Origin of the sequence: Mycolicibacterium xanthum, assembly GCF_019710635.1 — a bacterium.
In the GTDB taxonomy this organism is placed as follows: Bacteria; Actinomycetota; Actinomycetes; order Mycobacteriales; family Mycobacteriaceae; genus Mycobacterium; species Mycobacterium xanthum.
Genome location: NZ_JAIFZS010000020.1, coordinates 36578 through 50972, shown reverse-complemented (window position 1 = coordinate 50972; position 14395 = coordinate 36578). Strand labels below are relative to the sequence as shown.

Sequence of the window (14395 nt, the reverse complement as noted above, 5' to 3'; positions counted from 1 at the left end):
CGTGCCGTGATGATCACCCTCGACCACGTGTCCAAGCAGTACAAGTCGTCGGCCCGTCCGGCGCTGGACAACGTCTCCGTCAAGATCGACAAGGGTGAGTTCGTTTTCCTCATCGGTCCGTCCGGGTCGGGCAAGTCGACGTTCATGCGGCTGCTGCTCGCCGAGGAGCATCCGTCCTCGGGTGACATCCGGGTGTCCAAGTTCCACGTCAACAAGCTGTCCGGGCGTCACATCCCGGGTCTGCGGCAGGTGATCGGGTGCGTCTTCCAGGATTTCCGGCTGCTGCAGCAGAAGACCGTGTTCGAGAACGTCGCCTTCGCCCTCGAGGTCATCGGCAAGCGCGCCGACACCATCAACCGGGTGGTGCCCGACGTGCTGGAGATGGTCGGGCTGTCCGGTAAGGCCAACCGGCTACCCGCCGAACTGTCCGGTGGCGAGCAGCAGCGGGTCGCGATCGCGCGGGCGTTCGTCAACCGGCCGCTGGTGCTGCTGGCCGACGAACCGACCGGCAACCTCGATCCGGAGACCAGCAAAGACATCATGGACCTGCTGGAGCGGATCAACCGCACCGGCACCACGGTGGTGATGGCCACCCACGACCACCACATCGTCGACTCGATGCGCCAGCGGGTCGTCGAACTCGAACTCGGCCGGCTGATTCGTGACGAACAGCGCGGCGTCTACGGAATGGATCGCTAAGTGCGCTTCGGCTTTCTCGTCAACGAGGTCCTGACCGGGCTCCGTCGCAACGTGACCATGACGGTCGCGATGATCCTGACCACCGCGATCTCCATCGGGCTGTTCGGCGGAGGTCTGCTGGTGGTGCGGCTGGCCGACCAGTCCCGCGCGATCTATCTCGACCGGGTGGAGAGCCAGGTCTTCCTGACCGACGACGTGTCCGCCAACGACCCGACCTGCGACGCCGACCCGTGCAAGGCGCTGCGGTCGGAGATCGAGGCCCGCGACGACGTGAAGTCGGTGCGCTTCCTCAACCGCGAGGACGCCTACGACGACGCGATCGCGAAGTTCCCGCAGTACAGGGACGTCGCCGGGAAGGAGGCGTTCCCGGCGTCGTTCGTGGTCAAGCTCGAGGACCCCGAGCAGCACAAGGACTTCGACGAGGCCATGATCGGGCAGCCCGGCGTGCTCAACGTGCTCAACCAGAAGGACCTGATCGACCGGCTGTTCGCCGTGCTCGACGGCATCAGCAACGCCGCCTTCGCGATAGCCCTCGTGCAGGCGATCGGCGCCGTGTTGTTGATCGCCAACATGGTTCAGGTCGCGGCCTACACCCGAAGAACCGAGATCGGGATCATGCGGTCGGTGGGTGCGACCCGCTGGTACACCCAGCTGCCGTTCCTGGTGGAGGCGATGCTGGCGGCATTGATCGGTGTGGTCATCGCGATCATCGGCCTGATCGCGGTGCGTGCACTGTTCCTGGAGAAGGCGCTCGACCAGTTCTATCAGGCCAACCTGATCGCCAAGATCGACTACGCGGACGTGTTGTACACCGCGCCGTGGATGCTGTTCCTGGGGCTGGCGATGTCGGGCGTCACCGCCTACGTCACGCTTCGGTTGTACGTGCGGCGGTAGCGGTGTCGAAGAAGTCCAAGAAGCCCGGCGCCAAGGACACCAACAACCAGGTCGTCGCCACCAACCGCAAGGCGCGTCACAACTATTCGATCCTGGAGACCTACGAGGCCGGCGTCGCGTTGATGGGCACCGAGGTCAAGAGCCTGCGGGAGGGTCAGGCGTCGCTGGCCGACGCGTTCGCCACCGTCGACGACGGCGAGATCTGGCTGCGCAATCTGCACATCCCCGAATATCACCACGGCAGCTGGACCAACCATGCCCCGCGGCGCAACCGGAAGCTGCTGATGCACCGGCGTGAGATCGACACCCTGGTCGGCAAGATCCGCGACGGCAACCTCACCCTGGTGCCGCTGTCGCTGTATTTCACCGGGGGGCGGGTGAAGGTGGAGCTGGCGCTCGCGCGAGGCAAACAGGCCCACGACAAGCGTCAGGACATGGCCCGCCGAGACGCTGCGCGTGAGGTGACCAGGGAGCTGGGGCGGCGGGTCAAGGGCATGACCTCCTGATCGGGGTCGTCACCGCCCTGGTGGCGGCGCTGGGCTACGGCATCAGCGACTTCGTGGGCGGTATCGCCTCGCGCCGGGTCGCGGCGCTGCGGGTGGTGATCGTCTCCTACCCCGTGGCGCTGCTGCTGCTGACCGCACTCGCCATCCCGCTGGGTGGGCAGTGGAGCACGGCGTCGGTGCTGTTGGGGCTGCTCTCCGGTATCGGTCAGGCGTTCGGCGTGTGGTGGTTCTACGCCGCATTGGGCTCCGGACCGATCTCGGTGGTGTCGCCGCTGACCGCGGTGCTGGTCGCCGGCGTGCCGGTTGCCGTGGGATTGGCGCTTGGAGAACGACCAGGGCTTCTGGCCGGAGTCGGGGTGGCGCTGGCCTTGGTGGCGGTGGTGCTGGTGAGCCGTGAGGCGACCGACGAGGACGTCACCCCGCACCGGTTCACGGTGAAGGTGGCGTGGCTGACCGTCGGGGCCGGTGTCGCGTTCGGGGCGAACTTCGTGGTGCTGCACCAGGTGCCCGTCGAGGCGAAGCTCTGGCCGCTGGTCCTGGGCCGCGCCGTCGCCGCGGTGATCGTGCTCATCGCCGCCGCAGTCACGGCGAACGCGGTGCTGGAGCGCGGCGTCCCGCTGCGGCTCGCGCTGGTCGCGGGCGTGCTCGACACGGTGGCCAATGTCGCGACGCTGCTGGCCCTGCAGTCGTCGATGTTGTCGCTGGCAGGCGTCCTCATCGCGTTGTACCCGGCGGCCACGGTGCTGCTGGCGATCGTGGTGCTGCGGGAACGGGTGACCCGATGGCAGGCGATCGGCATGGTTCTTGCGCTCGCTGCTGTCGCGATGATCGCCGCTGGTTAGCCAACGTCTCCTTGCAGAGCCTTCCGGGTCGGTGTGCACGTGACCCGGCCGCAGCGAGGGGGTGACACCACGGGATATCGATTTCGTGCGGCCCTTCTCATCACAGTCTTGGTGCTGGTGGTGCTCAACGCGGCCGTGCTGGGCGACTCCGAGTTCGCCCGGCAGGTGTCGGCGGTGCTTCAGGCGTGCACCAGCATCGGCGCCATCGGGTACGGCCTGCTGGTGGCGGGCCGCGTCAACGGCGCTTCGCGGATGTGGCGACTGCTGGCCGTCGCTGCCGTGGCCGGTTTCGCGGCCGGCGAGTTGACCTGGTGGGCGGCCGGGGACACCGCGGCGCCGATCGGCGACAGCGGCGCCGACCGGGTCGGCGGGCCGGTGCTTTCGGGGTAGGGAGGGTGCGGGAATCCGGGCGGATTCGGCGGTGGCACCGGTCGAGCGCGGTATGTTTCGCGTCGTGAACAGTCCGTCGCGCCCCGTCACCGTCCTGACGAAGTCCGATGTCCTGGACGGCCTCTTCGCCGTCTGGGATGACATCGAGACGTTGCTCGGTGACCTCCCGGACAGCCAGTGGACGACCGCCACGTCGCTGCCGGGTTGGAACGTGCAGGATGTGGTGTCGCACATGATCGGCACCGAGTCGTTCCTCGAGCAGTTGCCCAGTCCCGAGTCCGACATCGATGTGTCGACCCTCGAACACGTGCGCAACCCCATCGGAGTGATGAACGAGCAGTGGGTCCGTGGGCTGCGCCACTACAGTCCGGCCGAGATGCTGGACCGGTTCCGTTCGATCACCGAGCGGCGCCGGGCGGCCCTGACCGCGATGAGCGACGACGAGTGGATGCAGGTCACGGCGACCCCGGCCGGTCCGGACAGCTACGCGCGGTTCATGCGGGTGCGGGTGTTCGACTGCTGGATGCACGAGCACGACATCCGCGAGGCCGTCGGTGCGCCGCTGCCGGCTGCGGAGCTGGACAGCCCGGGCACGCAACTCGCGCTGGACGAGATGACCGCGAGTATGGGGTTCGTCGTCGGCAAGCGGGCCGGGGCCCCGGAGGGTGCGCGGGTTGTCCTCGAGCTGACCGGTCCGCTGGCCAGGACCATCAACGTCGAGGTGGCGGGCCGCGCGAAGGTGGTCGAGAGCTTCGGGGACGCGGAGCCGACGACGACGATCACGGTCGACGGGCTGCTGTTCACCCGGCTTGCCGGTGGGCGCACGACAGCCGCCGAGCACCCCGACGAGATCGCCTACGGCGGTGATGCCGCGGTCGGCCGCCGGATCGTCGAGCACCTCGACTACGTGATCTGAGCCGGATCCCTTCGCCGAGCGTGCGGCTCGCCGAGCGTGCGGCGAGTGTGCGGCCACCGACCGTGCGGCTCGCCGAGCGTGAACTCATTGCGGTTTTCGGCGCGACTTTTCGCTGCGAGTTCACACTCGGCAGCAGGCCGGCCGGGCCCGCCGGGACTATAAATCGGTTTGGCGGTGTTGATAGGGCCGGTATTATTGAGTGTCCTGCCGAAGGTCGGCGGGGTGTGCGAGGGGCTGAACGGTTTCGACTTCGCGCATCGAATCAAGGGAAGCGTGCCGGTGCAGGCAAGAGACCACCGTAAGCGTCGTTGCAACCAATTAAGCGCCGATTCCAATCAGCGCGACTACGCTCTCGCTGCCTAAGCGAAGCTAGTCCGTCAGGCCGGGAACGCCCTCGCCCCGGACCCTGGCGTCATCTAGAGGGATCAACCGATGAGTTCGGTCGCGGGGCTCATCGGGACACCAACAGCGACTGGGATCGTCATCCTGACTTGTTCGCGTGATCAGGAGATCCGAGTAGAGGCACAGCGGACTGCGCACGGAGAAGCCTCGAGGGAATGCCGTAGGACCCGGGTTCGATTCCCGGCAGCTCCACAATTAAATAGGCAGGTCAGGGCGTATTTCCGCCCTGACCTGCTTTCTTTGTGGGCACGTTTTGCGCATGCCTTGTCACCAGGTCGTCCGTCTCACTGCTGACCGCGTTCACCGCGGCGGTGTCAGGGAAGTTGAACTCGACTGTCATCTGGTAGACACGCCCAGCGGCGGCCAGTTCACTGTGTTCACACCGATCGATGACGCGTTTGCCAAGCTCCCGTCGGTGACGATCGACTCGTTGAAGACCGATTCGGCCGGTCTTACCGACGTCCTCACCTACCGTGTGGGACCAGGTCGGGTGAACCCGCGGAACGTAGACGGCGTGCACAAGACGTTGCAGGGCGCGGATCTGACCGTCACGGGGTTCTGCAACAACCTGAGGGTGAGATAACGCGGCGGTGGTGTGCGGCAGCTTTCAGACGGCCAATGCCACCGTCTATCTGATCGACACGGTTCTCCTACCCCGCCGTCCATGTGGGGCCTCGACTGGTCTTTCCCTGGAACGGCGATCCGGCACCATCAGCGCAATCGCCGCCGCGACCGTGGGTTTGTCAGCGACCCGGACGTGCGGTCTTCACCGCCATCGCGCCGTCTCGGTGAATTGCCACCAAGTGCGACCCATCCGAGCCGACCGCGGCACCGAATGGCTTCCAGAAGGAGCCAAGGGCGCCGACGTTAAGGGCAAGGACTATGACGATCGTCTCACGGGCCTCCGCAACCACGGCCGACGGCACCGAGCGAGGCTGCGGTCGGGTTCAGCAGGCAATCCGGCCGCGGACAGCGGGCAGCCGGGTGGTCGACTACGTCGTCGAGTACTTGACGGCCGCGGGCGTCGGCCACGTCTTCGGTGTGCATGGCGCGAATATCGAGGATCTCTACGATGCGGCATTCTATTGCCAGGACATCACGGCGGTGCTGGCCAAGCACGAGTTCTCCGCGGCGACGATGGCCGACGGCTACAGCCGCGCCACCGCGGGCCTGGGCGTGGTGGCGGCCACTTCCGGTGGCGGGGCGCTGAACCTGGTCGCCGGACTGGGTGAGTCCTACGCCAGTCACGTTCCGGTGCTCGCGCTGGTCGGACAGTCGCCGACCGCACTGGATGGCCGCGGCGCCTTTCAGGACACGAGCGGCCGCAACGGCTCGCTCAACGCGGAGGCCGTGTTCTCGGCCGTTTCGGTGTACTGCCGGCGGATCGTCAATCCGGACCACATCCTGACCGCGTTGCCGGAGGCGGTTTCAGCGGCCCGTGATGGCGGTCCCGCGGTGCTGCTGCTGCCCAAGGATGTTCAGCAAGCCACAGTTCAGACCAGCGGCGCGTTGACCGTGGACGGACAACGGCCCGGTCCCGAAGATCCGCATCCGATCTTGCGGGCGCTACACCGTGCCTCGGGGCCGGTGACCATCATCGCCGGTGAGCAGGTGGCCCGTGATGATGCCCGCGAGGAGCTCGGGAAACTGCGCGCGGCGCTGCACGCACGGGTCGCGACGGTGCCCGACGCCAAGGACGTCAGCCAATTGGCCGTGGGGGCGTCAGGGTCGCTCGGCGTGACCGGCGTGATGGGTCATCCTGGGGTCGCCGACGCGATCCGCAGCGGTGCGGTGTGCCTGCTGGTTGGCACCCGCTTGTCAGTCACCGCCCGCGCTGGTCTGGACGCGGCACTGCGCGAGACTTGCACCCTGTCGATCGGCTCCTCCCCGCCGTATCTCCCGTGTATCCACGTGAACACCGACGACCTTCGGGCGTCATTGGCTGAACTGACCCGCAGGCTCACGGACCACTCGCCGCAGGGACTGGGCGCCGTCGACTCGACCCTCCGCACCGAGTTGAGGCCGCCTGTCCACCGTGGACCGGGCATCCGGTACCGCGACGCGATCACCACGCTCGATGCGGTGCTGCCCGACGATTCAGACATTGTCGTCGACGCGGGCAATGCCGGTGCGGCGGCGATCCACCATCTGCCCGCCCGGCGCGCAGGCCGGTTCGTGGTGGCGCTCGGGATGGGGGGCATGGGCTACAGCTTCGGAGCCGGCATCGGCATGGCGTTTGCTCGGCGCCGTCGCACTGTCATCGTCGCCGGCGACGGGTCGTTCTTCATGCACGGCCTCGAGCTGCACACCGCCATCCAATACCGGCTGCCGGTCACGCTGGTGTTGTTCAACAACAACGCCCACGCCATGTGCGTGACCCGCGAAAAGCTTTTCTACGACGGCATCTACAGCTACAACCGGTTCGCGCCCAGCAATCTCGGCTCCGGGCTGGCCGCGATGTTCCCCGGCTTGCCCGCAGTCGACGTCACCGACATCGACGTGCTGGCACCAGCTTTGCGCGGAGCGCTGGGAGTCGACGGACCGTCGGTGGTCAGCATCGAGTGCTCGGCCGACGAAATCCCACCGTTCACGCCATTTCTCGATCAGCAACCGGCTAATCACTCTGCATCGCAACCCATTTAACTCATTACCAGGAGGATTCCAGTGTCGCTTCCCGCGCTTGAGGATATCGTCGCTCATCGGCTCGGCCGAGACGGCATGACCGGCCCGGTCGAGGGCATGGCCGGCCCGGTCGAGGGCCTGATCCGCATCGAGAACTCACCGCGGGAGAAGGCGACGCCGATCATCCTGGAGATGATGCGGTCGGTGTACCCGCACGACGAGGTCTTCGGCCGGTACTGCACGGTAAACGACTACGTCGACTGCCCTCCCGACGAGCTCTACGAGTACCTTGCCGACACCCGCAGCCTGGAGGAGTGGACCTACAGTCTGCGTGGCTTCACCCGCACCGAGGAGCCTGGGCTGTGGTTGGCCTACGACCGGCTGGGCTCAGAGACCGAAATCTACACCCGCACAGTGGCCCAGCCCGAGGCGCGCACCGTCGACTATCACTGCGCCTGGGACCAGGGCAAGCACCTGTGGATGATCTATCTGATGCGCGTGATCGACGCGAAACTGGTCCTCGACAAGCCCGGGTCGGTGGTGTTGTGGACCAACTGTCACCACCCCTTCTACGACAACAACCCGTACCCGGAAACCGCACCGCCCAAGCGCCCGGTGTGGGTGGGTGACTTCTGGGACATGTTCGGCGCCGGCCACCGCCTGGAGCTGTTGAACCTCAAAGCAATCGCCGAATACCGGCACCGCAACGGGCTGCCCGTCAAGCCCGATTGGATGAGATGAGCACTGCCATGACTGTCAGCCTGATCGACGTCTCCACCTATCTGCCCGGGGAGCCGGTGCCCGCGGACTACTACGCGCAATTCGCCGAATCTGACGAGCTGCGGGACAACTTGATGTTCCGCGCCCCGAGATACCGCCACCACGTCGCCGCGGGCGAGACGGCAATCGACATGGTCGAGCGCGCCGCCGCCGGTCTGGTGGACCGTCACGGCCATGACGCCCTCGCCGATGTCGATGTGCTGATCACCCACACCCAGATGCCCGACATGCCGTTCTACGGCGGCGGTGGCGGGATGGCCCACCGGCTGGGTATCAAACCCAGTTGGGTCATCGACCTGCACAACGGTGGCTGCGCGGCATTCGTGCTCGGCTTGAAGATGGCAGCCACACTGCTCGAAAGTGGGCAGGGCCGCTCTGCGTTGATCGCGGTGGCGCAAAACGCTGCGGGGCAAATCTTCACCCAACCCACAGTGCGTCGGAAGGCTCAAGCGGCGGTGCCTGGCGACGGGGCCGCGGTGGGGCTGGTGACTGTATCGGATGAGTCGCCGATCCTCGACGTGGAATGTCGCAACTACGGCGAGTACGCGGGGGACATGACCATCAGCATGGACCCGCCGCGCAAGTGGTGGCAGCCCGGGCCCGGCGAGGGCTACATCGGCTTCACCGAAAGCAAGATCACCAAGGTGCTGGCCCGCGGGAACCGTCAGGTGCCCGAAGTCGCCTATGCGGTGTGTGACCGAATCGGGCTGAAACCCAAGGATATCGACATGTTGGTCACCAACCAGCCCAACAGGGTGTTTCTGCGGAACTGGCGTGAGGCCCTGGAGCTGCCAGAGGAGAAGCATCATGACACCTTCGACGTGTGCGGCAATCTGTTCGCCGCCGGAATTCCGGTCAACCTCGACCGCGCGATCACCGACGGCCTGGTCGGCAAGGGCGACGTCGTGATGATGGCGGCCTTTGCCCACGCCGGTGACTTCGCCGGTGCCGCCGCGGTGCAGTGGGGCGGCCGATGACCGTCGCGATACCGTTCGGTCGGGCAGATGGCGCTTCGCCGCCGTGGCTTCCGGATGCCGAAGATCCCATGGCTCTGGCATTGAACGAGAACCCCTTTCCACCGTTGCCCGCAGTCCGCGCTGCCATAGTGCGGGCCGTCGACTCAGTCAACCGCTACCCGGAATTTCTGCCGGAGCAGTTCCGTCGGCTCATCGGCGAGCATCTCGGTGTTGCGGAGGAGCAGATCATCGTCGGCGCTGGGGCTACCGGCGTCGTCATGCATGTGCTACGGGCGCTGACCCGTCCCGGTGACCGGATCGTCATGGCCACACCGACTTTTGACGGCTATCCGGTCTTTGCGCAGATGGCTCGACTGCAGCCCGTGACGGTGCCGTTGACCGAGCATGGCCACCACGACCTCGATGCCATGGCCGACGCCGCCACCGAAGCCCAGGTCGTGGTGGTGTGCCGGCCGCATAATCCGACCGGCACGGTTGAATCGGCGGACGACGTGGAAGGCTTCCTGCGGCGGGTTGCGCATAGCGCCGTGGTGCTACTCGACGAGGCCTACATCGAATTCGTGTCACCGCGCTACCGGATCGATACCAACGCGCTGTTGCGATGCTTCCCGAATGTCGTTGTGGTCCGCACCTTCTCGAAGGCATACGGGCTGGCCGGCATGCGGATCGGGTACGGCATCTGCTCGCCAGACATGGCCCGCACGCTGTGGTCGATGCAGTTGCCCTTCGGCGCCACACTCACCAGCCTGGCCGCGGTGGCGGCGTCCTTCGACGCCGAAGCGCAACTGCGTCACCGAATCGGGCGGATCACGGCCGAACGTGACTATCTGCGCTCACGGCTGCGGGACATGGGCATCTGGAGTACCGACACCCACGCCAACTTCGTCTACCTCCCAGCCGGAAACCAACTCTGGACAGAGGTGTTCGACGGCACCAGACCACGAGTGCGTACCTATCCCGACGGCAGCGTGCGGATCACCGCCGGCACCCGGCAATCCACGCAGACTGTGCTGGCGGCGATCGCTGTGGCACAGAGCCCGGATGCGCGATGACACGCACATCGACGGCGGTGGACCGGCCACGGTTCCGGCTCGCACACAAGATCGCTGCCTGGTACGACGCCGAGGCCTACTTTCGGCGACGGGCCCAGAACGGCAAGGCATTTACGATGCCGATCCCGGGCCTCGGCGATGTATTGTTCGCAGCGAAACCCGCCCACATCCGCGAGTTCCTGAAGATCCCGGCCTCCGCGTTCACACCACCGATGCCCAACCCGATCGAGCCGGTCGTCGGCCCCGGATCGATCATCCTTCTCGATGGCGCACGCCACAAGGATGAGCGTGCGAGATTTCTGCCCGCGCTGCACGGTGAGCGGATTCGGCGCTACACCGGGTTGATGACCCGAGCCGCATTGGATGAGATCGCGAAATGGCAGCCGGGAACCCCGATCGACGCGCGGGACGCGGCGCAGTCGATCACCTTGCACATCATTGTTCAAGCGGTGTTCGGGATCGATGACAAGAACCTGCGCGATCGCTACGTCGCCGTCGTCAAAGCGATGATGCGCGAGTACGTCGCTCCACTCATGTTCTTCCCCGCGTTGCGTCGCGCCCCGCTTGGACTAGGGCCCTGGCAACGCTTTTCTGCCCGTCGCGGCGAGCTGGATGCCCTTCTGTCCCAGCAGATTGCGCGGCGCCGAAACTGCGGTGTCGGCGGCTACGACGATGTGCTGAGCGTCTTGATGTCCGACCACGACGGCGCCAAGCTCAGCGACGACAACGTGCGCCAGCAGCTGCGCACGTTGCTCGTCTCCGGTCACGAGACGTCGGCGACCACGCTGGCGTGGGCGTTGTTCCACGTGCACGCCGACGAAGAGGTGAGACAAAACCTGCTCGACGAACTCGCCGACAACCCCGGAGCGGAGCAGCTGCCGAAGCTGCCCTATCTCGGCGCCGTCATCGCCGAAACACTGCGGATGCACCCGACCGTGTCGATAGTCGTGCGTCAGCTCAAGCGGGGTGTCACCACGTGGCATGCCGTACGGTCCCCGGGAGACGTGATCGGGATTGCGCTGCCTGCCCTGCATGCGGATCCGCAGATCTGGCCGGATCCAGGCAGGTTTGATCCCGAGCGCTTCCTGACGCGCAGGCCCTCGCCGGCGGAGTACTCACCGTTCGGATACGGGCACCGACGCTGTCCGGGATCGTCGTTCGCCGCTCTCGAGTTGGCGATTGCGTTGGGGACGATCCTGACCAACGTCGAGCTTCGCCTTCCGGACGGAAAGCGGCGACCCAAGTTGCCAAGATCGATCCCGCGGGGGGTGGCCGCGGTCCCCAGTCGGCCGATCATGCTCGATGTCGTGCGAAATCTTCGAGGAGGTTCGTGAATCCATGAAGCTGAAGCAGCGTGTTCCACTGCTCCGATGGTCGTTTTGGCGAATGGCCGTGTCGATGAAGAACATCACGACCACCGGGCAGGTGGGCGATGGTCGAGAAGCCGCCTTGGTTGAGTACGTCCTGGCCAATGCCCGCAAGGGCGAGGTCGGCAGCGTGCTCGACACCATCGACCGGTTCGCGTATGACGAGTCGTTTCTGATCAACGTCGGCGACAGAAAGGGTGAACTGCTCGACGCCGCGGTGCGGCGGGCGAACCCGAAACTCGCGCTGGAGTTGGGCACCTACTGCGGCTACGGTGCACTGCGTATCGCAGCGGCCGCGCCGACCGCCCGAGTGTATTCGGTCGAACTGGCCGCGGCGAACGCCGGCAACGCCAGGCGGATCTGGGAGCACGCGGGTGTCGCGGACCGGATCACCTGCGTGGTGGGCACTGTCGGCGACGGCGGGAAGACGCTGGACACGCTCGCCGCCGAGCAGGGCTTCGGATCCGGGTGCATCGACCTGCTCTTTCTCGATCACGACAAGAACGCCTACCTGAGCGATCTACACAGCGTGCTGTCGCGCGGGTGGCTGCGCAAAGGAACGATCGTCGTTGCCGACAATGTCAAGGTCCCGGGAGCCCCGGAATACCGGGCCTACATGCGCCAGCAGCAAGGACGCGCCTGGCGGACCGTCGAGCACAACACCCGCGGCGAGTACGGAACGATCATCCCCGACCTGGTGCTCGAGTCGGTGTACCTCGGCGAGGCGGTTGGCGGCGAATAGATGACAGCTCCGCCGATGCTCGCAGCAGGAACCGAGACCGACCACCCACCGGCGCACGACGGCAGGTTCTGGGATAGCATCGCCGTCGCGGTGACCGCGCCCCGGTCATGGTTGATCGCTCTCGCCGTCGCGTTGCTCGGCGGCGTCGTCATCGGTCTGGCGGGCACCAACGAGGCCGGCACCCGGTCACCGGAATTCCTGCCGCCCAGCAGCGAATCGGCGCGCGCCGACGCCGCTGCGAGGCAATTCCCCGGCGGCGACCGGACGGCGGCGATCCTCGTCGTCACCCGCTCCGACGGCGGGGTACTCACCCCTGCCGATCTCGCCGTCGTGACACAGGCACGAAACCGGATGCTGACAACTGTCGGCACGCCCGGCACCCCGGCGCCGATGGTGACATCCGACGACGGCCGCGCCGCACTCGCGCCGGTGCCGCTGAGTGCTGATCTCTCGGGCTTTGTGCTCAATGATGCAGTGAAGGCGGTGCGCAACGCCGCGGGCGACGGATTGGGGGCCCCGCTTGTCGCCCATGTCACGGGTGGCCCGGCATTCGGTGCCGACATCGCCGATTCGTTCAGTGGGGCCAACATCAAGCTGCTGGTCGTCACCGCGCTGGTTGTCGCGGTCCTCCTGCTGGTCACGTACCGCTCGCCGGTGCTGTGGCTCGTACCGCTGGCCGTGATCGGTGTAGCCGAGCAGGTGGCCGCCGCGGTGGGAACCGCAGTCGCCGGCATCACCGGGCTGACATTCGACGGGTCGACGTCCGGCATCACCAGCGTGCTGGTGTTCGGCGCGGGCACCAACTATGCGCTGCTGCTGATCTCCCGCTACCGCGAAGAGTTGCGGCGCAACGCCGATCACCGAAAGGCTCTGCGCCGCGCAGTGCGCATGGCGGGACCCGCCATCCTCGCGAGCAATGCGACCGTGGTGCTGGCCTTGCTCACGCTGATCCTCGCCGTGGTTCCCAGCACCCGCAGTCTCGGTGCGCTGGCAGCATGCGGGTTGGTGGTCGCAGCCTTGTTCGTGCTCGTCATGCTTCCGCCATTGCTCGCGTTGTCAGGGCCTCGGCTGTTCTGGCCGTTCGTGCCGCGACCCGGTAGCGCCGACACCGTCGATACCGGGCTGTGGCATCGGATCGCCGAACGGGTGGCACAACGGCCGGGGCTGATCGGCGGGGTCTCTGTTCTCGTCCTGGCCCTGCTGGCGACGGGGCTGTTGGGCACCACCATCGGGCTGTCGCAGACCGAGCAGTTCCGCGTGAAAGCCGACTCGGTAACCGGATTCGATACGCTCGCGACACATTTTCCAGGTGGGTTGGCCGACCCAACCGTGGTCATCGCCGACACCAGCGGGACAAGCGCCGTGCAACAGGCGATCGACACGACGTCCGGGGTGGTTTCGGCGACCCCGACCGCCCAGTCGGCCGCCGGGAAGAGCAGTTGGTCGGTCGTGATCGACGCCGCACCGGCGTCAGATCGCGCATTCCAGATCGTTGCGGCGCTGCGTGATTCGGTCCACACTGCCGATCCGGCTGCGCTGGTGGGCGGATCGGACGCCAAGGCGCTCGACATTCGCGACGCCGCGACACGGGATCGGCTGGTGGTGATCCCGGCGATCCTCGCGGTGGTCCTCATGGTTCTCTGCGTCCTGTTGCGGGCCGTCGTCGCGTCACTCGTGCTGACGGCGGCGACCGTGCTGTCCGCGCTCGCCGCACTGGGGTTGGGCGGGTGGTCGAGTATCCACGTCTTCGGTTTCCCCGGACTGGATAACAGCACCCCGCTGTTCGCGCTGCTGTTCCTGATTGCTCTGGGCGTCGACTACACCATCTTCTTGGTGACACGGGCCCGCGAAGAGACTGCCGAACACGGCACACGCCACGGAATGGTGCGGGCGGTGTCCGCGACGGGCGGTGTGATCACGAGTGCCGGCATCGTGTTGGCCGCGGTGTTCTGTGTGCTCGGCGTCCTTCCGCTGATGGTGCTGACGCAGGTGGGGGTAATCGTGGGCCTCGGTATCCTGCTTGACACATTCGTGGTCCGCACGCTGGTCATTCCGGCGCTGTTCGCGCTGATCGGCCCGAAGATTTGGTGGCCGTCCGGCACGGACGACCGCGCACCGCAATCGCCGCACGGGCCGGCGGCAGCGATCGGGGGAAGGCACCGCCGGTGAGGAGTCATGCGGTTGATTGCCGGCCGTCGAGACGTCG

General features: G+C 66.5%; 13 protein-coding genes, 1 other RNA gene and 1 pseudogene. All 15 read left to right on the top strand.

Going from position 1 to position 14395, the window contains the following annotated elements:
• Positions 1-9 precede the first annotated feature (9 nt).
• The 15 genes and pseudogenes from ftsE (at position 10) to JDV09_RS09935 (ending at position 14358) form a co-directional block, all read left to right on the top strand.
• Positions 10-699: a cell division ATP-binding protein FtsE gene (ftsE, locus tag JDV09_RS10005; RefSeq protein ID WP_221369043.1), complete on the top strand. Its 690-nt coding sequence runs from the start codon at positions 10-12 to the stop codon at positions 697-699.
• Entirely contained in the window at positions 700-1593 is an 894-nt protein-coding gene (gene ftsX / locus JDV09_RS10000) for a permease-like cell division protein FtsX (protein WP_221368963.1), read from the top strand.
• 2 nt (positions 1594-1595) lie between these two features.
• Positions 1596-2099: an SsrA-binding protein SmpB gene (smpB, locus tag JDV09_RS09995; protein ID WP_221368962.1), complete on the top strand. Its 504-nt coding sequence runs from the start codon at positions 1596-1598 to the stop codon at positions 2097-2099.
• A complete protein-coding gene (locus tag JDV09_RS09990; RefSeq protein WP_221369042.1) occupies positions 2096-2941 on the top strand; it encodes an EamA family transporter in 846 nt (281 codons plus the stop codon). The genes smpB and JDV09_RS09990 overlap by 4 nt, the downstream gene beginning before the upstream one ends.
• 108 nt (positions 2942-3049) lie before the next feature.
• Entirely contained in the window at positions 3050-3331 is a 282-nt protein-coding gene (locus JDV09_RS09985; RefSeq protein WP_221368961.1) for a hypothetical protein, read from the top strand.
• Between the two features lie 64 nt (positions 3332-3395).
• Positions 3396-4247, top strand: coding sequence for a maleylpyruvate isomerase family mycothiol-dependent enzyme (locus JDV09_RS09980; protein WP_308124071.1), 852 nt, complete (start codon positions 3396-3398; stop codon positions 4245-4247).
• Between the two features lie 230 nt (positions 4248-4477).
• Positions 4478-4844, top strand: a transfer-messenger RNA (tmRNA) gene (gene ssrA / locus JDV09_RS09975).
• A 92-nt stretch (positions 4845-4936) separates the two neighbouring features.
• Positions 4937-5305, top strand: a pseudogene (locus tag JDV09_RS09970) (fasciclin domain-containing protein); the annotation flags it as partial.
• A 226-nt stretch (positions 5306-5531) separates the two neighbouring features.
• The gene (locus JDV09_RS09965) at positions 5532-7292 is read left to right on the top strand and encodes a thiamine pyrophosphate-binding protein (RefSeq protein ID WP_221368959.1); all 1761 of its coding nucleotides are present in this window, start codon (positions 5532-5534) and stop codon (positions 7290-7292) included.
• A gap of 21 nt (positions 7293-7313) precedes the next feature.
• Entirely contained in the window at positions 7314-8012 is a 699-nt protein-coding gene (locus JDV09_RS09960) for an SRPBCC family protein (protein ID WP_372452884.1), read from the top strand.
• Between the two features lie 8 nt (positions 8013-8020).
• A complete protein-coding gene (locus tag JDV09_RS09955) occupies positions 8021-9028 on the top strand; it encodes a 3-oxoacyl-ACP synthase III family protein (protein ID WP_221368957.1) in 1008 nt (335 codons plus the stop codon).
• Positions 9025-10080, top strand: a complete 1056-nt coding sequence (locus JDV09_RS09950; RefSeq protein WP_221368956.1) for a pyridoxal phosphate-dependent aminotransferase — start codon at positions 9025-9027, stop codon at positions 10078-10080. Before JDV09_RS09955 ends, JDV09_RS09950 begins: the two co-directional genes overlap by 4 nt.
• Positions 10077-11414, top strand: a complete 1338-nt coding sequence (locus tag JDV09_RS09945; RefSeq protein WP_221368955.1) for a cytochrome P450 — start codon at positions 10077-10079, stop codon at positions 11412-11414. The genes JDV09_RS09950 and JDV09_RS09945 overlap by 4 nt, the downstream gene beginning before the upstream one ends.
• Positions 11415-11418: 4 nt before the next feature.
• Complete coding sequence (locus JDV09_RS09940) at positions 11419-12189, top strand: O-methyltransferase (RefSeq protein ID WP_221368954.1); 771 nt, start codon at positions 11419-11421, stop codon at positions 12187-12189.
• Positions 12190-12204: 15 nt separating this feature from the next.
• Entirely contained in the window at positions 12205-14358 is a 2154-nt protein-coding gene (locus JDV09_RS09935) for an MMPL family transporter (RefSeq protein WP_221369041.1), read from the top strand.
• The last annotated feature ends 37 nt before the right edge of the window (positions 14359-14395 follow it).

Coding starts and splice junctions, on each gene's coding strand:
- ftsE (WP_221369043.1), top strand. CDS start 10: ATGATCACCCTCGACCACGTGTCCAAGCAGTACAAGTCGTCGGCCCGT.
- JDV09_RS09965 (WP_221368959.1), top strand. CDS start 5,532: ATGACGATCGTCTCACGGGCCTCCGCAACCACGGCCGACGGCACCGAG.
- JDV09_RS09955 (WP_221368957.1), top strand. CDS start 8,021: ATGACTGTCAGCCTGATCGACGTCTCCACCTATCTGCCCGGGGAGCCG.
- JDV09_RS09950 (WP_221368956.1), top strand. CDS start 9,025: ATGACCGTCGCGATACCGTTCGGTCGGGCAGATGGCGCTTCGCCGCCG.
- JDV09_RS09945 (WP_221368955.1), top strand. CDS start 10,077: ATGACACGCACATCGACGGCGGTGGACCGGCCACGGTTCCGGCTCGCA.
- JDV09_RS09940 (WP_221368954.1), top strand. CDS start 11,419: ATGAAGCTGAAGCAGCGTGTTCCACTGCTCCGATGGTCGTTTTGGCGA.
- JDV09_RS09935 (WP_221369041.1), top strand. CDS start 12,205: ATGCTCGCAGCAGGAACCGAGACCGACCACCCACCGGCGCACGACGGC.